Below are 18,548 nucleotides of genomic sequence, written 5' to 3'. Positions count from 1 at the left end.
GGCCGGAGCGACGGCGCCGGCCGATGCCGCACTCGCTCCGCGCGCGCGGCCGCCTTCGGCTGCCTGCCGCATCACGCGACCCGGCGCGCCAGGCTGACCGTGAAGATGCCCCACGGATCGATGCGCTGCGCGATCTTCTCGAAACCGGCCTGGCGCACCAGCTCGTCCATCTCCGCCTGCGGGCGCCGCCGCATGACCCAGGCCGAGCCCGCGCGGTGGCTGGTCAGCGCGCGCGCGATGAACTCCAGTTGCGGATGCCAGGGCTGCCCGGTATAGACCAGGTAGCCGCCCGGCGCCACCGCGCGCGCCAGCCCGCCCAGCGAGCGCGCCACCAGCGCGTTGTCGCCGAACAGCTCGTACAGGCCGGAGACGATGGCCAGCGTGGGCGCGGGGTCCAGCGCGGCGAGGCCGTCGCCGTCGAAGGCGTCGCCCTTCTCGAAGCGGGCGATGTCCGCCAGCCCCTTGGCGCGGATCAGCGCGCGGCCCTGCGCGACGTTGATGTCGCTGTAGTCGCGCAGCAGGATGCTCTGCACGTGCTGCGCGGCCGAGCCGTTGAACGTCCGGGCGGCGAGCGCCTCCAGCACGTAGCGGCCGTGGCCCGCGGCGATGTCGACGATGCGCACCGGCACGCCCGCGCCATGCAGCGCGCCGATGGCCTGGCCGAGCAGTTCCTCGACATGCACCTTGCGCTGGCGGATGCCGCGCCAGCCGATGGCGTCCAGGTAGCCGCGGTCGACCAGCGCGCCGATGCCGAAGCGGCCCCGCGCCTGGTTGCAGTACACATAGTCCAGCGTGGAGCCGGAATCGAAGCCGGTCTGGTGGCCGAGCCGCACGCCCTCGGACAGCAGGCCGCCGAACTTCAGGCCGGCCCGCGTCAGCGCCCAGTACAGACCGGCGGGGCTGGCCGCCGCCAGCGGCCGGGCCAGGCGCTCGGACTCCTCCTTGAACGCGCCGCGGCGGTCCGCGTCGAGCAGCGAGACCGGCGCCGTCGGCGAGGCGAACTCGCGCGCGATGAAGCGCCGCGCCGCCGCCACTGCCTGCGCGCGGTCGCGCTCGCCGAGGGTGTCGTGGTAGAAGCCGTCCAGCACGATGCGTTCCTTCACGGCCGAGCCGAGCCGCTCGAAGAAGGCGTCCTGCGGCGCGCGGTGCACCACCCAGTCGGCGCCCGAGATCAGCAGCTGCGTGGGCACCGTGATGGCGGCGGCATCGGCCACGATGCGCTCGGCGGTCTCGTACAGGTCCAGCAGCACGTTGACGGCGATCGGGCGCGTGATCAGCGGGTCCTGCTCGAAGCTGGCGATGCGCGCGGGATCGTGCGTGAGGAATTTCGCCTTGACGTAGCTGTTGACGAAGAACTTGCCGCGCAGCTTGTGCAGCAGCTTCAAACCCGGGCGCGCCAGCGGCACGTAGAGCTTGACCTTGAACGCCGGCGAGGCCAGCACCAGCGCGCGGATCGGCGGCGCGTAGTCATGCACCCAGGTGGCCGCGAGCACCGCGCCCACGCTCTGCGCCACCACCGCGATGCGGCTGGCCGGGATGCCGTGCGCGGCGGCGATGTGGTCGACGAAGGTCTGGATGTCGCGCACCGAGGTGGCCAGTCCCGGGCTGTAGCCGCGCTCGCCGGGCGAGCGGCCGTGGCCGCGCGCGTCCCACGCGAAGAAGGCGTGGCCGGGCAGGTCGAGCTCGTCGACCAGATGGGCGATGCGGCCCGAATGCTCGTGCCCGCGGTGGAACAGCACCACGGCGCCCTGCGCCGCGCCGCCGCTGGCCGGCCAGTGGCGGTAGAACAGCGACTGGCCATCATGCGTCTCGAACTGCGCCTCGACGGCGGTGCGCCCGGTTTGACTATCCAGACTGTCCACGTAGCTTTACTCCACGGGTTGCGAAGACGGTTCCGCGGGCGGCGGCGTGGCGGCGCGGCGGGCCTGCCCGGCCTCCTCCACGCCGTGGCGCACCCGGTTGACGATGGTCGCGACGGACAGCAGCGAAAGCAGCCCCCACAGCCAGTGGGCCGCCGGCGCCACGCCCAGGCCCAGCCCGATCCACAGGCCGAGCGCGCCGAGCACCAGCGCGCGGTCGCTCTTGCCGAGCGGGCCGTCGTAGCGGCGGCTGGCGCCGGCCAGCGGCCCGATCAGCCCCGCGCATTCGACCACCACCGCCAGCAGCGCGAAGCCGACCACCTCGCCGGCGCCGAAGGGCGCCACGGCAGCGAACGGCAGGATCAGCGCCAGATCGGAAACGATGTCGCCGAGTTCGTTGAGATAGGCGCCGAGCACGCTTTGCTGGCCATGCTCGCGCGCCAGCATGCCGTCGATGGCATTGAGGCCCATGCGCAGGAACAACCACAGCGGCATCAGCAGGAACACCGCCGGCAGCCACGCCAGCGCCGCCGTCAGCGCGCCCGCCACCAGCGAGCCGCCGGCGGCCGCGAGCGTGACCTGGTTGGCGGTCACGCCGCGCGCGGCAAGGCGCTTCACCAGCGGCCGCAGCAGCGCCTGGAATTTAGGTTTGATCTGATAAAGCGTCATGTTCGGGGCCTTTCCGGCGTCCGCCGGGGCCTTATGGTTCTTGGTCTGTCCGTCACGATCACCAGCATGGTTTGGCTATCGCCATGCCAGCGCCCTGCCTCCCGGGGCGCCTTGCGGGGGTGCGCAAAGCCCGACAATCGGCCAAGCATAGCCGGATTGTGCGTTTCCGCCAATCATTAAGAACTTACGAGATTTTTGGCACATTTTCGACACAGTTGCGCGGAGGCCCGGCCGCCTTGCCGCCCCCTTGAGCGAAGATGCCGGCCAGTACGCGAATCCGGAATGCCGGAAGACGGGTGTTGCGCGAAGCTGCGGGAGAAACGCGATGCGTATCGCGGGCGGCCATTGATGCATGACAGCATTGTCATGCCGGAGTCATGTTGTCGTGGGCGCGCCGTTCCTAGACTCGCTTCCGTGGTCGATCGATGGCGATCGGCAAATCCCAAGGAGAACAACGATGCGTACTCTCAAGCTCAGGCAAGCCCTTCTGCTCACCGCCACTGCCGCCACGCTGGCCGGCGCCGCCGGCCTCGCCAGCGCCGCGCCGCGCAGCGCGGACCCTTACCTCGACGGCGCCGCCACCGCGCAGGGCATCGACGTTTTCTCGCAGGGCGCCAACCGGCACGGCCCGCGCGACCCGTACACCGACGGCGGCGGCAACATCAGCCCTCGCGACGTCTACGTCGACGCTTCCCGCAACGGCCCGCGCGATCCGTTCACCGACGGCGCCTGAAGCCGGCGCCCACGCGGGGCGTGCGGCCCGGCTCAGCGGATCGCGCCGTAGAGGCCGCGCGCCTCGGCGGCCGAGGCCAGCGGGCGGCCCAGCGCCCGCGCCCCTTCCCCGGCCTGCCGGACCAGCGCCGCGTTGCCCGACGCGATGCTGCCGTCGCGCAATTTCAGGTTGTTCTCGAAACCCACGCGCACATGCCCGCCGAACGCCGCCGCGGTAGTCACGCAGGCATGCTCCTCCTGCCCGAAGGCGCAGATCGCCCACGGCAGCGAGCCATCGAACACCTGCAGGAACGGCAGCAGGTCGCGCGGCGACGAGACCTGCCCGGCCGCGTACCGGCCCAGCACGAACAGCACCGACCACGCGCCCGGCGGCACCAGCCCCCGGGCGCGCAGCGCTTGCCAGCGCGCCACGTCGGCGGCGTCGTACAGGATGATCTGCGTCATCACGCGCTCGCGCGCGAGCCACGCCAGGAAGGCGGCCAGCTCGGCCTCGGGGATGTCCGGCACGGCGATCTCGCGCAGGCCGATGGACACCGCCTCGGGCCGCAGTTCGCGCACCATCGCGATCTGCTCGGCGGCGCGGTAGATGCCGGCGGCCTCGCTCGTCACCTGCACCAGCAACCGGTCTCCCACCGCCTGCTTCACCGCGGCGAGCGCCTCGCGGTAAAGCTGCGCGTCGAGCGAGTGGCGGCCATCGGGCTGGCGCACGTGCATGTGCATCATGGCGGCGCCCGCATCCAGGCAGGCGCGCGCCTCGGCCGCCAGGGCCGCGGCGGTCAGCGGCACGGCCGGGTGGTCGGCGGCGGTCTTGTAGGCGCCGTTGGGCGCGACGGTGATGATCAGCGGCGAATCCGCCAGCAGGGCTTGTCCGGTCATGTGGCTTCGGTAGGGATGGTGTGGGGAGCGTGGGGAACGTGGCTGCGGCTCAGGGTTCGATCTTCGGCAGTTCGGGCGCGATCAGGTCCAGCCCCGCGCGCAGCAGCCGGTCATAGCGCTGCCGCTCGGCCGCGATCGACTGCGGCGTCCACGGGTAGAAACCTTCGCCGGCCTTCATGCCGTGGCGACCGTCCGCGGCGCGCTCGCTCAGGCAGCGCGCCGGCTCGGCGGCGTTGCAGAACGTGGGGTACATGGTGGCGCCCGCGGCGGCGTGCACGTCGATGCCGGCATGGTCGCGCTGCAGGACCGGGCCCGCGGCCAGGAAGCGGAAGCCGAAACCGAAGCGCACCGCCGCGTCCACGTCCTCGGGCGAGGCGATGCCGCGGTCGATCAGGTCGAAGGCCTCGCGCGACAGCGCGTGCTGGAGCCGGTTGGCCAGGAAGCCGGGCAGGTCCTTCCTGACCTTGACCGGCACCATGCCGCAGCGGCGCATGAAGGCGATCAGCGCGTCGGCGCCGGCTTCGTCGCTGTCGTCGCCCATCACCACTTCCACCAGCGGCACCAGGTGCGCCGGCATGAAGAAATGCAGGCCGAACATGCGCTCGCGCGTGGCCAGTCCCGCGCCGATGGCGCTGATCGGAAAGCTGGAGCTGTTGCTGGCCAGCACGGCATCCGGGCGCGCCCGCCGCACGAGGTCGGCGAACAGCGCGCGCTTGAGGTCGAGGCGCTCGGGAATGCACTCGATCACCAGGTCCACCGCGCGCCAGTCGATGGCCTCGGGCGACGCCGCCACGGCCAGCCCGGCCATGCCGGCCTCGGCATGCGGCCCGATCGCGGCCAGGTTGGCGCCGACCCGGGCCGACACCGCCGCGGCACGCCCGGCGTCGGGCTCCACCACGGTGACGCGGCAATGCGCGCGCGCCAGCACCACGGCCACGTCGGCACCCATCGTGCCGCCGCCGGCCACCACGGCGTGGGCCTTGCCGGGCGCGGCGAGCGGGGAAGTTGCGGGGGTGTCCGGCATGGGAGGGAATCCTTGTCTGTCGTGGCTGGCGTTTTGTGGCTGGCGGTATCCGCCGGGGTTGTCCGCCGGCGTTCCGAATCGGACCGCCAGTGTAGACAAGGCGCTTTGATTGATGAATCAGTATTTACGGATAAACTGATCTACAAACGAGATCAATCGCATGAAAATCAACCTGTCGATGCGCGACATCGAGACCACGCTGGTGCTCGGCCGCACCCTCAACTTCCGCCAGGCCGCGGCCCAGTTGTACCTGTCGCAGTCGGCGCTGTCCACGCAGATCCTGCGCATCGAGGAAGCGCTCGGCGTGCGCCTGTTCGACCGCACCACCCGCACGGTGCGGCTCACCGCCGCGGGCGAGGTCTTCCAGCAGCAGGCCGCCGTGCTGCAGGCGGCTTTCCGCGATGCCATCGACGCGGTCGGCGGCATCGCCAGCGCCGAGCGCGGCCAGGTTGCCGTGGCGGCCCTGCCCTCGCTCGCGGCGCGCCTGCTGCCGCGCGTGCTGATGGCCTTCCGGCGCGGCCACCCGGCGGTGGCGCTCAAGGTCTGCGACACGCTGTCCGGCCCCGCCTTCGACCTGGTGCGCGCGGGCGAGGTGGACTTCGCGCTGACCGCCGCCGACCCGCAGCAGGCCGACCTGCACTACGAGCCGATGATGTCGGACCGCTTCGTGCTGCTGATCCCGGCCGGCCACGCGCTGGCGCAAGGCGCCGGGCCGCTGCGCTGGGCCGACACGCTCGACGCCGAGCATGTCTCGATGACCCATCCCAGCAGCGTGCGCCAGTACGCCGAGTGGGCCTTCCTGCAGAACCGCATCCGCTTCCAGCCCGGCTTCGAGGCCGAGCACCTGGCCACCATCGCGGCGATGGTCGAGTGCGGCTTCGGCGTGGCCGCGCTGCCGGAGATCGCCGCGGGCACGGTGCGCCAGCCCGGCATCGTCGAGCGGCTGCTGACCGAGCCCGTCACCGAGCGCTCGATCGGCCTGGTGACGCCGCGCAACCGCAGCCTGTCGCCGGCCGCGGCCGCGCTGGTGGCCGTGCTGCGCGAGCACCTGGCGCAGGCCGGCGGCGGCGTGCGCGAGGCGAACTGACGCGCGCCGGGGCCGCGCGGCGCTTGAATGTGCGCGGCAATTCGCGGTATGGTCTGAACCGGCAGCCGCACGAGGAACCCACAGTGACATCTCCAGCCACAATCCCCGCCGTACCCCTTGCCCGTGCCGCCGGCGCGGCCATGTCCGTCGCCATGCCTGCCTCCATTGCCGCCGCCATCTCCACCGCCATTCTCGCCGCCCTTCCCGCCGCGGCACGGAGGCGCGCTTGAACATCGTCGTCGACGTGCTGATCCTGGCCGGCGCGCTGCTGGCCATCGTGGCCGTGGTGCAGGTCGCCGCGGCCAGGCTGACGCTGCCGGAGTCCACGCTGCTCTCGGCCATCGGCATCGCCATCGGCGCGGGCTACGTGGCCATCGACGCCGCCGCGCCGCAGTTCGCCCAGCATTTCCTCCATCCGCTGATCGACCCGGCGCTGCCGCCCGAGGCCTACCTGTGGATCTTCCTGCCGCCGCTGCTGTTCCACGCCGCGCTGACGGCCGACGTGCGCAACATGCTGCCGGACGCCGCGCCCGTGCTGTTGCTGGCCATCGTCGCGGTGATCGTGGCCACCGGCGTGATCGGGCTGGTCACTTCGCTGGCCAGCGGCACCAGCCTGGTGGTGTGCCTGCTGCTCGGCGCGGTGGTCGCCACCACCGACCCGGCCGCGGTGATCGCCATCTTCCGCGACGTGGGCGCGCCGGCCCGGCTGATCCGGCTGGTCGAGGGCGAGAGCCTGCTCAACGACGCGGCCGCCATCGCCATCGCCGGCGTGCTGGTGGCCATGCTGACCGGCCACGGCACCGAGGCCACGCTCGCCGCCGGCCTGCGCCAGCTCGGCTGGTCCTTCGCCGGCGGCGTACTGTGCGGCGCCGTGGCCGGGCGGCTGGTGGCCGACCTGCTGCCGCGCCTGGCCGGGCTGGCGATGGCCGAGGGCGCGCTCACGCTGGCGCTGCCCTACCCGCTCTACCTGCTGGCCGAGCAGATGCTGGGCGTGTCCGGCGTGGTGGCGGTGGTGTGCGCCGGCCTGATGGTCAGCGCGCTCGGGCCGACCCGCCTGAGCCCGCGCAACTGGGGCCACCTGCGCATGATCTGGGAGCAGTTCGCCGGCATCGCCGGGGCCATCGTCTTCCTGCTGGCGGCGGTGCGGGTGCCGTCGCTGCTGGCCGGCGTGACGCCGCACCACGGCCTGATGCTGGCCGTGTTGGTGCTGGCGGCGCTGGCCGCGCGCCTGCTGACGCTGTTCGGCCTGCTGCCGCTGCTGTCCTGGCTCAATCTCAGCACGCCCATCAACGGCGCCTACAAGCTGGCCATCGCCTGGGGCGGGCTGCGCGGCGCCGTCACGCTGGTGCTGGCGCTGGACATCGCCGAGAACGCGTCGCTGCCCTACGCATCGCGCCATTTCATCGCCATCCTGGCCACCGGCTTCGTGCTGGTCAGCCTGCTGCTCAACGGCACCACGCTGCGCTGGCTGATCCACCAACTCGGCCTCGACCGGCTCTCGCCGCAGGACCTAGCGCTGCAGCGCCAGGCCATCCAGCTCTCCACCGAGGAGGTGGAGACCACGCTCAACCACATCGCCGAGACCTTCGTGCTGCCGCCCGCGGCGGCGCGCGAGGTGGCGCTGCACTACCGGCGCGAGATCGAGCTCGGCTCGGTGGAGTTCGACTTCGACACCGCGCTGTCCGAGCGCGACCGCCTCAGCATCGGCCTGGTCACGCTGGCCACGCGCGAGCGCGAGCTGATCCCCGAATACGGCGACGGCGTGATCTCGGTCGCCAACCTCGACGCGATGGTGCGCAACACCACGCGCATGATCGACGCCGCGCGCGAGCAGGGCCGCCTCGGCTACAACCGCGCCGCCCGCCATATCCTCGATTACCAGCTGGGCTACCGCATCGCGCTGTTCCTGCACCGCCGCCTGTCGGTCGACCGCCCGCTGGCGCGCGCGCTGGCCGACCGCTTCGAGCTGCTGGTGTGCCGCCAGACCGTGCTTGAGCGCCTGCGCCAGTACAACCGCTCGCTGCTCACGCCGGTGTTCGGCGTGCGCCTGGCGACGGTGCTGGACGGCGTGCTGGCCGAACGGAACAAGGCGGTGCTGGCCGGCCTGGACGAGATGCGCACGCAGTTCGGCGGCTACACGCTGGCGCTGGAAAAACGCCTGCTGATGCTGTTCGCGCTGCGCAAGGGCGAGCGCTCGCTGGAAGCCATGCGCGAGGAAAACGTGATTTCCAAGGAGGCCTACAACCAGATCGCGCAGGTCATCCGGCGCGCCTGGCAGGCCAACCTGGCGCGCCCGCCGCTGCGCAGCGCGTGGGACGCCGCGCCCGCGGCGGCGCCGGCGGGCACCAGCGCGCCGCAGGCGCCGTCGCCGCGGCCCCAGCCGCAGCCCGTGCCGGAAACGCGCGAGCCTTACTAGCGCTGGCGCCGGCAACCTCCGCGGCACCGCCAGCCGGCCCGACGGCGCCACCCCGTGTGACGGCCGCTGCGTGCGCGCCGGCGTGTTTCACGTCTTGACTCCGGGTCGAATCCGCCTATGCTGACTAGCAGCGATGCTGCGGCGCAGCAGGCCACCATGCCGCCCCGGGAATCCTTCCGGGCGCCGCTTGTCGCATTCCCGGAGACATTCATGGCGCAACCCTCTCGCTCCGCTGCCGTCGAGGCGGAACTGTCGTACCGCGGCCCGCTGCTGGGCCTCTCGGACATGTGGGCGCAGGCGGCGGAGAAGATCGGCGCGCTGAACGCGCAGACGGCGGCGGCGCTGTTCGCCGAAGGCGCGGAGTACGCGGCCGAAACCGCGGCGCGGCCATTCTCGTTCGGCATGTTCCGGCCGGAGATGACCGACGTGATCGGGCAGCGCATTGCCGCCTATGTCACCAGCCTCAACGAGATCCTCCATGCGGCCCACCAGCAATGGGCGCAAGGCGTGCAGCAGCAGTTCGCCTTCATGACCGGCGGCGACCCCTTCCAGTTCTGCGTGATGGGCCGCGACTTCCTGCCCGAAGGCACCTCGCTGCCGGCCGTGGGCGAGGCGATGACGCAATGGGTCACCGCCTGCCTGCCCGGCGCCGCGCCGCTGCTGCCGGCCCCTGCCGGCGACGGCGCGGCGCCGGCCTGAGCGGCGCTGCCGAGAGGACGATGCCGGTGTCGCTGCGCGGCAGATGCCGCCTGACTTGCACCGCCGGCGGCCGCGCGAAGCATGCTTCCTTCCCGATGGCGCTCAATGGCAGGCGGTCCCCGGCACCGGCTTGCCCGAGTTGGTCGCGCCCTGGCAGGCGCCACCCACAGCGGTGTCGGCGGGCAGGCTGCCGTATGGGCGGAGCTTGCCGGCCACGGTGCAGCAGAACAGCGGATCGTCGGCGGCCGGCGGCGCGCTCCGGCTAGCGCGGGCCGAGGCGGGGGTCGCGGTGGCGGGTGGCACCTGGGCAGATCGGGACGCTGGCGGGCGGGCCTGGTCCCCGTCCGTATCGTCGTCGGGCGCGACGCACTGTCCCTGCTGACAGATCCGCTCGCCCTTGCACTGCATGTCATATTGACAACCCGCCGCGCCCGCGCGCAGCGGCAACGCCATCGCCACCGAGGTGGCCAACAGCAAGCCCAGCGTTCTCATACACCCTCCTGCACAACCGCCAGCGCGCAATGCCCGCGCCAGGCATCGGCATGCCGCCGCCGCGTCGGTGCGGGCGCGGCTTGCCTTACTACGCCTTAAGCATAGGCACCGGCGCCGCGCGCGGGGAACCTCGCCGCGCGGGCTTGTGAGCGCCGTCCCACCATCGGCATCGGCGCCGCGGCGGCATGCGCGCGCGCACGTTCATCGAGGCCGGCGCGGCGCCCCGCGAAGCCGGGCGGACCGTCAGCGGCACGCCTGCGCCGGCGCGGTTGACGTTGCAGTGCAAGAATGGCAGCATTCGCTGCTTCGGCGGGCTTGCCGCCCGGTTCTTCATGCGCGTGCGGGCCGCCACGGCCGCACCGCACCACGCGCAGGCGCGCAACGTCGGCCTGCCGGTCTCGGAGTTTTCCAGTCATGCGTGTTGCATTTATCGGCCTCGGCGTCATGGGCTATCACATGGCGGGCCATCTCGCCGCCAAGGGCCATCAGGTCACGGTCTACAACCGCACGGCCAGCAAGGCCGAGCGCTGGGTCGCCGAGTTCGGCGGAAAGTCGGCCGCGACCCCGGCGCTGGCCGCGCGCGATGCCGAAGTGGTCTGCGCCTGCGTGGGCAACGATGACGACCTGCGCGCGGTGATGACCGGCGCCGACGGCGCCTTCACCGAAGCGCCGGCCGGCTGCGTGTTCGTCGACCACACCACCGCCAGCGCCAACGTGGCGCGCGAACTCGCCGCCGCCGCCGCGCAGCGCGGCCTGCATTTCGTCGACGCGCCGGTCTCCGGCGGCGAAGTGGGCGCGCAGAAGGGCATCCTCACCATCATGTGCGGCGCCGACCCGGCCGTGTACGAGCGCGTCGAACCCGTGCTGGGCGCCTACGCGCGCGCCGTCACCCGCATCGGCGACAGCGGCGCCGGCCAGTTGGCCAAGATGGTCAACCAGATCTGCATTGCCGGCCTGCTGCAGGGGCTGTCCGAAGCCATCGCCTTCGGCGAGCGCGCCGGGCTGGACATGAAGGTGGTGCTGGACGTCATCAGCAAGGGCGCCGCCGGCTCGTGGCAACTGGAAAACCGCGGCCCGACCATGATCGAGAACAAGTTCGATTTCGGCTTCGCGGTGGACTGGATGCGCAAGGACCTCGGCCTGTGCCTGGACGAAGCGCGCCGCAACGGCGCCAGCCTGCCGGTCACGGCCGTGATCGACCAGTTCTACGCCGACCTGCAGCAGGACGGCTGCGGCCGCGCCGACACCTCGTCGCTGATCAAGCGGCTGCGCTAAGCCCCCTCAGTCCCCTCCCTCCTTCGCGCGCCTCCCGCGCCGGCGGCACCGCACCCGCGGCGTCGTCCGATTCCTACAGCCATATCAGCGCCCGCCCCGCAGGGCGCGGCGCCCTGCCCGGCTATCCTCGAAGCATGGCAGGCGCGTCCTGCGCGCCACGCCCATCACCAGGAAGGCACCAACCAGGCATGTAGGAGACCACCATGTTGAGACTCGCAAGCGCGCTCGCCGCGGGCGCGGCCCTGCTGATCGGCCTGAACGGCTGCACCGCCACGGGCGCGGTGGCCGGCGGCGTGGCGGGGCATGAACTCTCCCACGGCAATACGGCGGCCACCATCGGCGGTGCCGTGGGCGGCGCCGTCATCGGCCACGAGCTGGGCAAGTAAGCCCGCCCGGCGCAGACCTCCAACCGGAAAGGAGCCCATCATGGCCATCGGCACGATCCTGCTCATCATTCTCATCCTGCTGCTGATCGGCGCGCTGCCGGCGTGGCCGTACAGCACCGGCTGGGGCTATTACCCCAGCGGCGGTCTCGGCCTGGTCGTGCTGATCGTGGTGATCCTCGTGCTGATGGGCCGCCTGTAGCTTGTGGAGCCTGGAACCCGACGCAGGGCACGACACGCAACGCGCCGCCGGCGACGGCGGCGCGTTTTTCATTATTTTCATCGCTGAAAGAATGGCGGCCCCGGAGACGGGATTGCGGGGCAACCGCTAAAGAGTCGCCCTGCCCGGCGCGGTCAGTACGACTTGGGCAGCCCCAGCACGCGCTCGGCGATATGGCACATGATGAGTTGGGCGCTGACCGGCGCGATACGCGGGATATACGACTCGCGCAGGTAGCGCTCCACCTGGTACTCGCGCGCGTAGCCCATGCCGCCCAGCGTGAGCACCGCGGTCTGGCAGGCCTGGTGCGCGGCTTCGGCGGCGAGGTACTTGGCGGTATTGGCCTCGGCGCCGCACGGCTTGCCCTGGTCGTATAGCCACGCGGCCTTCCACACCATCATGTCCGCCGCTTCCAGCGCCATCCACGCCTGCGCGAGCGGATGCTGGATGCCCTGGTTCTGCCCGATCGGGCGGCCGAACACGGTGCGCTCCTTCGCGTAGCGCGTGGCCGCCTCCAGCGCCGCGCGGCCCAGCCCGACGGCCTCGGCCGCGATCAGGATGCGCTCGGGGTTGAGGCCGTGCAGGATGTACTCGAAGCCGCGCCCTTCCTCGCCGATGCGGTCTTCGACCGGCACCCGCAGCCCGTCGATGAACAGCATGTTGGAGTCCACCGCGGCGCGGCCCATCTTGTGGATCTCGCGCACTTCGACGTGCTGGCGGTCCAGCGCCGTGTAGAACAGGCTCAGGCCCTGCGTGGGCTTGGCCACCTGGTCCAGCGGCGTGGTGCGCGCCAGCAGCAGCATGCGGTCGGCCACCTGCGCGGTGGAGATCCAGATCTTGCGGCCGTCGACGCGGTAGTGCGTGCCGTCGGCCGACAGCACGGCCTGGGTCTTGAGGTGCGTGGTGTCGAGCCCGGCGTCCGGCTCGGTCACGGCGAAGCACGCCTTCTCGGCGCCGGCGATCAGCGGCGGCAAGGCGGCCTGCTGCTGGCGCGCGCTGCCGAACACCACCACCGGGTTGAGCCCGAACACGTTCATGTGGATGGCCGAGGCGCCCGAGAAACCGGCGCCCGACCGCGACACCGCCTGCATGATCAGCGCCGCCTCGGTGATGCCGAGTCCGGCGCCGCCATAGGCCTCCGGCATGGCGATGCCGAGCCAGCCGGCCCTGGCCATCGCCTGGTGGAAGGCCTCGGGAAACCGGCCCTGCTCGTCCAGCGCCGACCAGTAGTCGGCGCCGAAGTCGCCGCACAATTGCGTCACCGCCTCGACGATGGCACGCTGCTCCGGGGTTCTTTCAAAGTTCATGCCTGCCTCATTCCGGCTGGATGCCGGCGTCCTTGACCAGCTTGGTCCACTTGACCAGCTCTCCCGCGACGAAGCCGGAGAACTGCCTGGGCGACTGCCCGAATGCCTCGAAGCCCAGCGCCTCGAAGCGCGGCGCCACCTCCTTGCTCGCGGCGATGCGCGACAGCGCCTGGTTGAGCTTGTCCACCACCTCGGCCGGCGCGTGCGCGGGCGCGAACACGCCGTTCCACGAGGTGATGTCGAATCCCTTGAGCTCCGGCGCGTCCGCCAGCGGCGGCAGGTCCGGCAGCAGGCGGCTGCGCTGCGCGGTGGTCACCGCCAGCGCGCGCAGCTTGCCGGCCTTGACGTTGGCGATGCCGGCGGCCACGTCGACGAACATCATCGGCACCTGCCCGGCGATCACGTCGGTCATGGCCGGCGGCGTGCTCTTGTACGGCACGTGCAGCAGGTCCAGCCCGGTCAGCCGCGCGAAGGTGGCGCCCGAGACGATGCCGGTGCTGTTGCCGCTGGCGTAGGACATGCCCGGGTGCGTGCGCGCATAGGCGATCAGCTCCGGCACCGTCTTCACCGGCAGCTTCGGGTTGATGACCAGCATGAACGGCAGGTTGCCCATGCGCGCCACCGGCGTGAAGTCGCGGATCGGGTCGTACGGCAGCTTCTTCATCAGCGACGGATTGGCCGAATGCGTGGTGTTGGTGGTCATGAACAGCGTGTAGCCGTCCGGCGCCGCCTGCGCCACGATCTCGGCGGCGATCGCGCCGTTGGCGCCCGGGCGGTTGTCCACCACCACGTTCTGCCGGAGCGCGTCGCCGAGCTCCTTGGCGGTGATGCGCGCCACCGCGTCGGTGCCGCTGCCGGCCGCGAACGGCACCACCATCCGGATCGGCTTGCTGGGATAGGCATCCGCGGCGGTGGCGAGCGGCGCGGCCAACGCCAGCGACGCCAGCACCAGCGATGGGAAGGAAAGCGCCGCGCGCCGCAGCGTGGTAAGCATTGCCATGTGTCTTGTCTCCTGTTGCCGCCGGCTGTCCTGGTCGCGCCGGCTGTTGATGATGGGCCGCCGCGCTCACGGCGCGGTCTTGTCCTTGTCGTTGGTGTCCTCGACCAAGCCGGCCTAGGTGCACCCTTGCGGCCATCAAGGCCGCGAGGGCGCGCCGGGGCTCACGCCGGACGGATCACGCGCTGCGGCGATTCCTCGTACGGCGGGGCATAGATCACCAGCAGCTTGACCGGCTCGTCGCTGATCACGGTGAACACGTGCATGGCGTCGGCCGGGAAGAAGCAGCAGTCACCCGGGCCCAGCTCGCGCGACTGGCCGTTGACCTCGGCGCGCGCCCGCCCCTCCAGCACGTAGCAGACCTGCTCGATGCCCGGGTGCGCGTGCGGCAAGGCGCCCTTGCCGCGCTCGATGGTGCCGTGGATGACCTCCAGCTGCGTGGCGCCCACGTTCTCGCGGCCGATGATGCGGCGGTTCAGGGTGCCGACGTGGTTGGCGGGGTGATAGCCCGCGACCTCCTCGGTGCGGACGAAATAGGCGGGCGCCGGTGCTGCGGCCATCGATGGTCTCCTTGCCAGCCGGGCCGCTGCCGCGCGCTTGGCGGGCGGGCCGGGTCCGGCATGCTGTTTTTCATGTTTGTGAATTAAATTTTATCCCTATGAAAAATCTAGTCAACTACTAAAAACACCGATACCGCCGCCGGCACGCCCGAACCCAGTGCCGCCGCCGCGCCGGCGCCTCTTAATTCTTCCTTAAGCCGCCATGCCCTATCCTTGCGGCGTTGCCCGCCACCATCCCGGCCATCCGCCGACGGCGCGCGGATGGCCCTACCGATGACAGACACCGACGCCGCTCCCACGCTGACGCCCATGCCCGCCCGCGCCCCGCTCGCCGGCCTCTCCGACCTCGCCGGCCCGGCCAGCCTGCGCGTGCGCGCCGTGAGCGGCGCGGGCCGCGGCCCGTTCAGCCTGTGCGTGGCGCCGGGCACGTGCGCGATCGTCTCCGGCGCCTCCGGCACGGGCAAGAGCCTGTTGTTGCGCATGATCGCCGACCTCGACCCCAGCCAGGGCCAGGTGAGCCTCGGCGACATGCCGCGCGAGCGCTTCGGCGGCCCGGCCTGGCGCCGCCAGGTCATGTACGTGGCGGCCGAGTCCGGCTGGTGGAGCGACCACGTGCTGGAACACATGGAGGACGTGCCCGCCGCCACGGCGATGCTGGCCCCGCTGCGGCTGCCGGCCGACATCCTGCGCGCGCCGGTCGGTCAGTTGTCCACCGGCGAGCGCCAGCGCCTGGCGCTGGTGCGCGCGCTGGTGCGCCGCCCGCGCTTCCTGCTGCTCGACGAGCCGACCTCGGCGCTGGACCGCGACAGCACGCTGGCGGTGGAGGCGCTGCTGCGCACGCGCCAGCAGCTGGGGCTCGGCCTGCTGGTGGTCTCGCACAACCCGGAGCAGGCCGCGCGCCTGGGCAACCGCCACTACCTCTTGGGCGCCGCCGGCCTGGAGGCGCTGCCCGCATGACGCCGATTCCGCTGTCGCTCTACGACCTCGCCATCGCCAGCCTGCTGGTGCTGGCCGGCGCCGGCGCCTCGCTGGCGCTCTCGCTCGGCGTGCACCGCGCGCTGCTGTGGACGGCCGCGCGCATGATCGTGCAGTTGCTGCTGGTCGGCCTGGTGCTGCGCGCGGTGTTCGCATGGTCGTCGCCGCTCGTCACCGCGCTGGTGGTGGCCGCCATGATCGCGGCCGCCGCGCGCGAGGCCGGCAGCCGCCAGGAGCGGCGCCTGGCCGGCCCGTGGCAGGCGCTGATCGGCACCGCGGCGGTGAGCGTGCCCACCCTGGCGGTGACGGTGCTGGCGCTGACCACCGCGCTGCGCCCGTCGCCCTGGTACGATGCCCGCCACGCCATCCCGCTGGCCGGCATCGTGCTCGGCAACGCGATGAACGCGGCCAGCCTGGCGCTCGACGGCGCCTTCACCGCGGCCTGGCACCAGCGCGCCGCCATCGACGCGCGCCTGGCGCTGGGCGACGACCGCCGCGCCGCGCTGGGGCCCATCGTGCGCCAGGCGGTGAAAAGCGGCCTGCTGCCCACCTTGAACACGATGGCCGCGGCCGGCATCATCACCATGCCCGGCATCATGACCGGGCAGATACTCGCCGGCATGGACCCGCTCGCCGCCGCGCGCTACCAGATCCTGCTGATGTTCCTGCTCGCCGGCGGCAGCATGCTGGGCGCGGTCCTGGCCGCCACGCTGGCGGCGCGGCGCCTGACCGACGAGCGGCACCGCCTGCGCCTGGACCGGCTGCGGCGGCGCTGATGCCCCAACCCGAGGAACCCGGACCATGCGCCTGCTGCTGGTGGAAGACGACCCGATGATCGGGGAAAGCGTGGAAGAAGGCCTGCGCGGCGAAGGCTACGCCGTCGACTGGGTCAACGACGGCCGCCTCGCCGCGGCCGCGCTCACGGCCAACGTGCCCGACACCTATGACGCCGTGCTGCTCGACCTGGGCCTGCCCGGCCGCTCGGGCGAGGACGTGCTGCGCCTGCTGCGCGGGCGCGGCATGGCGATGCCGGTGCTGATCCTGACCGCGCGCGACGCCACCGCCGACCGCGTGCGCGGCCTCGACGCCGGCGCCGACGACTATCTCGTCAAGCCGTTCGACCTCGACGAGCTGTTCGCCCGCATCCGCGCGCTGATCCGGCGCAGCGCAGGCCGGGTCGGCACGGAACTGGCGCATGGCCGCGTGCGGCTCGACCCCGCCACGCGCGAAGTGCGCTGCGGCGGCGACATCGTGGCGCTGTCGATGCGCGAGTTCATGGTGCTGCAGGCGCTCATGGAGCAGCCCGGCCACGTGGTCACGCACGAGCGCCTGCGCGAGGCGGTCTACAACATGAACGAGGAAATCAGCAGCAACACCGTGGAAGTGCACATCCACGCGCTGCGCAAGAAGCTCGGCGCCGAGTTCATCCGCAACGTGCGCGGCATCGGCTACAAGCTCGGGAATGTAGCCGGGAACGCCGCATGAGGACCATCCGCGCCAAGCTGCTCGCCGGCCTGCTCGTCACCATGCTGGCGTGCGCGCTGGTCGCCGGCGCCGCGGCCTACTTCAAGGTGCGCCACGAAGCCAGCGAGGTCTTCGACGGCCAGCTGCAGCAGGCCGCGCGCATGCTGCCGCGCGAGATCGCGCCGCAGGCCACGCCGCCGCTGGGCAGCCACGAGCTCGACGAGGAGATCGTGGTGCAGTCCTGGGACGACAACGGCCGGCTGACCTTCGCTTCCCATCCGCTCACGCTGCCGCGCGCCAGGCTGGCCGGCTTTCACGACATGCGCGTGGCCGGGCACGAATGGCGCGTGTACGGGCTGCTGGAAGACGGGCGCTACGTGCAGGCGGCGCAGTCGGCGGCGTTCCGCAGCAAGCTGGCGGCCTCGCTGGCGCTGGGCGCGCTGCTGCCCGTGCTGGCGCTGGTGCCGGTGCTGGGGCTGCTGATCCACCTGGTGGTCAGGCGCTCGCTGCGCCCGGTCGACGACATCGCGCGCGCCATGAGCCAGCGCTCGGCCGAGGCCCTGGTGCCGCTGCCCGCGCACGGCTGGCCGCCCGAGCTGGTGCCGGTGGTGGCGGCGCTCAACGACCTGCTGGCGCGCCTGCGCCAGGCGATGGACACGCAGCGCGCCTTCGTCGCCGACGCCGCCCACGAACTGCGCACGCCGCTGGCCGCGCTCAAGCTGCAACTGCAGCTGGCGCTGCGCGCCGACAGCGAGGACAAGCAGCGCCAGGCGCTGGTCAAGCTCGGCGAGCGCCTCGACCGCACCACCCACCTGGTGGCCCAGTTGCTGACGCTGGCGCGCAGCGAGGACGGCACCCCGGCCGCCACCGCCGCCCTTGCCGACGTATCGCTGCGCGAGGTGGCGGTGCAGGTGGTGCGCGAGCTGCTGCCGATGGCCGAGGCCAAGGGCGTGGACCTGGGCCTGGACGCGCGCGAGGCGGACTGCCGCGTGCGCGCGGTGGCGGCCGACCTGTTCATCCTGCTGCGCAACCTGGCCGACAACGCGGTGCGCTACACCGGCCCGGGCGGGCGCGTGGACCTGCGCATCGAGCGGCGCGACGGCGTGCCCACGCTGGGCGTGAGCGACACCGGCCCGGGCATCCCTCCGGCCGAGCGCGAGAACGTGTTCCGGCGCTTCCACCGCGGCGAGTCCGGCGACGCGCACGGCAGCGGGCTGGGCCTGGCCATCGTGCGCAACATCGCCGTGCGCCACGGCGCCACGGTGGTGCTGGAGGACGGCCCCGGCGGGCGCGGGCTGACCGTGTCGGTGCTGTTCGCGGGGCCGGCGGCCCAGGCTTCCGGCCCGGGTTCCGGCCCGGGGCTCGCTTGAGACTTCCCGCTTAAGACTTCCTTAAGGCGGCGGCCCCTACACTGGCCGCCTTTGCCCGCCCACCGCGCGGCTCGCGCCGCCCAGCATCCGAATCATCACATGAAGCGAGTCCTCATCCTCGGCGTCAACGGCTTCATCGGCCA

The 18,548-nt window shown here is 72.1% G+C and carries 19 protein-coding genes; 11 read left to right on the top strand and 8 right to left on the bottom strand.

Going from position 1 to position 18,548, the window contains the following annotated elements; all coding sequences use genetic code 11:
* Window positions 1–71: 71 nt before the first annotated feature.
* Entirely contained in the window at window positions 72–1,862 is a 1,791-nt protein-coding gene (locus K206_RS0123565; RefSeq protein WP_020204851.1) for an alpha/beta fold hydrolase, read from the bottom strand.
* A 6-nt stretch (window positions 1,863–1,868) separates the two neighbouring features.
* On the bottom strand, window positions 1,869–2,528 hold the full coding sequence (locus tag K206_RS39060; RefSeq protein WP_020204850.1) for a CDP-alcohol phosphatidyltransferase family protein: 660 nt from the start codon (window positions 2,526–2,528) through the stop codon (window positions 1,869–1,871).
* 457 nt (window positions 2,529–2,985) lie between these two features.
* Between K206_RS39060 and K206_RS0123555 the strand changes: the two genes are divergently transcribed.
* Window positions 2,986–3,261 (top strand): hypothetical protein, encoded by a 276-nt coding sequence (locus K206_RS0123555; RefSeq protein WP_020204849.1) that lies wholly within the window; start codon window positions 2,986–2,988, stop codon window positions 3,259–3,261.
* A 32-nt stretch (window positions 3,262–3,293) separates the two neighbouring features.
* Here the strand turns inward: K206_RS0123555 and K206_RS0123550 are convergent, their stop codons facing one another.
* Together K206_RS0123550 and K206_RS0123545 are read right to left on the bottom strand one after the other, a co-directional pair.
* Complete coding sequence (locus tag K206_RS0123550) at window positions 3,294–4,136, bottom strand: 3-keto-5-aminohexanoate cleavage protein (RefSeq protein ID WP_020204848.1); 843 nt, start codon at window positions 4,134–4,136, stop codon at window positions 3,294–3,296.
* A gap of 49 nt (window positions 4,137–4,185) precedes the next feature.
* Entirely contained in the window at window positions 4,186–5,160 is a 975-nt protein-coding gene (locus K206_RS0123545) for a 3-hydroxyacyl-CoA dehydrogenase family protein (RefSeq protein WP_020204847.1), read from the bottom strand.
* A gap of 160 nt (window positions 5,161–5,320) precedes the next feature.
* Between K206_RS0123545 and K206_RS0123540 the strand changes: the two genes are divergently transcribed.
* The 3 genes from K206_RS0123540 to K206_RS0123530 all read left to right on the top strand — a co-directional run bounded on the left by K206_RS0123540 (window position 5,321) and on the right by K206_RS0123530 (window position 9,362).
* Window positions 5,321–6,247, top strand: coding sequence for a LysR family transcriptional regulator (locus tag K206_RS0123540; protein WP_020204846.1), 927 nt, complete (start codon window positions 5,321–5,323; stop codon window positions 6,245–6,247).
* Between the two features lie 226 nt (window positions 6,248–6,473).
* Window positions 6,474–8,663 (top strand): sodium:proton antiporter, encoded by a 2,190-nt coding sequence (locus K206_RS0123535; protein WP_020204845.1) that lies wholly within the window; start codon window positions 6,474–6,476, stop codon window positions 8,661–8,663.
* A gap of 210 nt (window positions 8,664–8,873) precedes the next feature.
* Window positions 8,874–9,362 (top strand): hypothetical protein, encoded by a 489-nt coding sequence (locus K206_RS0123530; RefSeq protein ID WP_020204844.1) that lies wholly within the window; start codon window positions 8,874–8,876, stop codon window positions 9,360–9,362.
* A gap of 102 nt (window positions 9,363–9,464) precedes the next feature.
* Here K206_RS0123530 and K206_RS0123525 read toward each other — a convergent pair whose 3' ends face one another.
* Window positions 9,465–9,854 carry a hypothetical protein gene (locus tag K206_RS0123525; protein ID WP_020204843.1) on the bottom strand — a complete coding sequence of 130 codons (390 nt, stop codon included), beginning with the start codon at window positions 9,852–9,854 and terminating at the stop codon, window positions 9,465–9,467.
* A gap of 414 nt (window positions 9,855–10,268) precedes the next feature.
* Here K206_RS0123525 and K206_RS0123520 point away from each other — a divergent pair, with 414 nt between their 5' ends.
* The 3 genes from K206_RS0123520 to K206_RS41820 all read left to right on the top strand — a co-directional run bounded on the left by K206_RS0123520 (window position 10,269) and on the right by K206_RS41820 (window position 11,714).
* Window positions 10,269–11,129, top strand: coding sequence for an NAD(P)-dependent oxidoreductase (locus K206_RS0123520; protein ID WP_029043997.1), 861 nt, complete (start codon window positions 10,269–10,271; stop codon window positions 11,127–11,129).
* Window positions 11,130–11,332: 203 nt separating this feature from the next.
* Window positions 11,333–11,515: a glycine zipper 2TM domain-containing protein gene (locus K206_RS0123515; RefSeq protein ID WP_020204841.1), complete on the top strand. Its 183-nt coding sequence runs from the start codon at window positions 11,333–11,335 to the stop codon at window positions 11,513–11,515.
* A 40-nt stretch (window positions 11,516–11,555) separates the two neighbouring features.
* Window positions 11,556–11,714, top strand: coding sequence for a DUF3309 family protein (locus K206_RS41820; protein ID WP_020204840.1), 159 nt, complete (start codon window positions 11,556–11,558; stop codon window positions 11,712–11,714).
* A gap of 152 nt (window positions 11,715–11,866) precedes the next feature.
* Here the strand turns inward: K206_RS41820 and K206_RS0123505 are convergent, their stop codons facing one another.
* From K206_RS0123505 to K206_RS0123490, 3 genes are all read right to left on the bottom strand, one after another.
* Window positions 11,867–13,039, bottom strand: a complete 1,173-nt coding sequence (locus tag K206_RS0123505; protein WP_020204839.1) for an acyl-CoA dehydrogenase family protein — start codon at window positions 13,037–13,039, stop codon at window positions 11,867–11,869.
* 7 nt (window positions 13,040–13,046) lie between these two features.
* Window positions 13,047–14,039, bottom strand: a complete 993-nt coding sequence (locus tag K206_RS0123500; protein ID WP_369796921.1) for a tripartite tricarboxylate transporter substrate binding protein — start codon at window positions 14,037–14,039, stop codon at window positions 13,047–13,049.
* 161 nt (window positions 14,040–14,200) lie between these two features.
* Complete coding sequence (locus K206_RS0123490; RefSeq protein WP_020204836.1) at window positions 14,201–14,596, bottom strand: cupin domain-containing protein; 396 nt, start codon at window positions 14,594–14,596, stop codon at window positions 14,201–14,203.
* Window positions 14,597–14,869: 273 nt separating this feature from the next.
* Between K206_RS0123490 and K206_RS0123485 the strand changes: the two genes are divergently transcribed.
* From K206_RS0123485 to K206_RS0123470, 4 genes are read left to right on the top strand one after another with little or no spacing between them, the layout of a single operon-like run.
* Window positions 14,870–15,553: an ATP-binding cassette domain-containing protein gene (locus K206_RS0123485; protein WP_020204835.1), complete on the top strand. Its 684-nt coding sequence runs from the start codon at window positions 14,870–14,872 to the stop codon at window positions 15,551–15,553.
* Window positions 15,550–16,347: an iron export ABC transporter permease subunit FetB gene (gene fetB, locus K206_RS0123480; RefSeq protein ID WP_020204834.1), complete on the top strand. Its 798-nt coding sequence runs from the start codon at window positions 15,550–15,552 to the stop codon at window positions 16,345–16,347. The genes K206_RS0123485 and fetB overlap by 4 nt, the downstream gene beginning before the upstream one ends.
* Window positions 16,348–16,372: 25 nt before the next feature.
* On the top strand, window positions 16,373–17,056 hold the full coding sequence (locus K206_RS0123475; RefSeq protein ID WP_020204833.1) for a response regulator transcription factor: 684 nt from the start codon (window positions 16,373–16,375) through the stop codon (window positions 17,054–17,056).
* On the top strand, window positions 17,053–18,405 hold the full coding sequence (locus tag K206_RS0123470; protein ID WP_020204832.1) for an ATP-binding protein: 1,353 nt from the start codon (window positions 17,053–17,055) through the stop codon (window positions 18,403–18,405). Before K206_RS0123475 ends, K206_RS0123470 begins: the two co-directional genes overlap by 4 nt.
* Window positions 18,406–18,548 lie beyond the last annotated feature (143 nt).

The sequence above is a fragment of the Cupriavidus sp. WS genome (genome assembly GCF_000395345.1).
GTDB lineage: Bacteria > Pseudomonadota > Gammaproteobacteria > Burkholderiales > Burkholderiaceae > Cupriavidus > Cupriavidus basilensis_B.
Note: the sequence above shows the minus strand (reverse complement) of the source record. Positions and strands in the feature narration are given on the sequence as shown.

Coding starts and splice junctions, on each gene's coding strand:
- K206_RS0123550 (WP_020204848.1), bottom strand. CDS start 4,136: ATGACCGGACAAGCCCTGCTGGCGGATTCGCCGCTGATCATCACCGTC.
- K206_RS0123500 (WP_369796921.1), bottom strand. CDS start 14,039: ATGGCAATGCTTACCACGCTGCGGCGCGCGGCGCTTTCCTTCCCATCG.
- K206_RS0123515 (WP_020204841.1), top strand. CDS start 11,333: ATGTTGAGACTCGCAAGCGCGCTCGCCGCGGGCGCGGCCCTGCTGATC.
- K206_RS0123505 (WP_020204839.1), bottom strand. CDS start 13,039: ATGAACTTTGAAAGAACCCCGGAGCAGCGTGCCATCGTCGAGGCGGTG.
- K206_RS0123520 (WP_029043997.1), top strand. CDS start 10,269: ATGCGTGTTGCATTTATCGGCCTCGGCGTCATGGGCTATCACATGGCG.
- K206_RS0123490 (WP_020204836.1), bottom strand. CDS start 14,596: ATGGCCGCAGCACCGGCGCCCGCCTATTTCGTCCGCACCGAGGAGGTC.
- K206_RS41820 (WP_020204840.1), top strand. CDS start 11,556: ATGGCCATCGGCACGATCCTGCTCATCATTCTCATCCTGCTGCTGATC.
- K206_RS0123470 (WP_020204832.1), top strand. CDS start 17,053: ATGAGGACCATCCGCGCCAAGCTGCTCGCCGGCCTGCTCGTCACCATG.
- K206_RS39060 (WP_020204850.1), bottom strand. CDS start 2,528: ATGACGCTTTATCAGATCAAACCTAAATTCCAGGCGCTGCTGCGGCCG.
- K206_RS0123555 (WP_020204849.1), top strand. CDS start 2,986: ATGCGTACTCTCAAGCTCAGGCAAGCCCTTCTGCTCACCGCCACTGCC.
- K206_RS0123525 (WP_020204843.1), bottom strand. CDS start 9,854: ATGAGAACGCTGGGCTTGCTGTTGGCCACCTCGGTGGCGATGGCGTTG.
- K206_RS0123540 (WP_020204846.1), top strand. CDS start 5,321: ATGAAAATCAACCTGTCGATGCGCGACATCGAGACCACGCTGGTGCTC.
- fetB (WP_020204834.1), top strand. CDS start 15,550: ATGACGCCGATTCCGCTGTCGCTCTACGACCTCGCCATCGCCAGCCTG.
- K206_RS0123475 (WP_020204833.1), top strand. CDS start 16,373: ATGCGCCTGCTGCTGGTGGAAGACGACCCGATGATCGGGGAAAGCGTG.
- K206_RS0123485 (WP_020204835.1), top strand. CDS start 14,870: ATGACAGACACCGACGCCGCTCCCACGCTGACGCCCATGCCCGCCCGC.
- K206_RS0123545 (WP_020204847.1), bottom strand. CDS start 5,160: ATGCCGGACACCCCCGCAACTTCCCCGCTCGCCGCGCCCGGCAAGGCC.
- K206_RS0123530 (WP_020204844.1), top strand. CDS start 8,874: ATGGCGCAACCCTCTCGCTCCGCTGCCGTCGAGGCGGAACTGTCGTAC.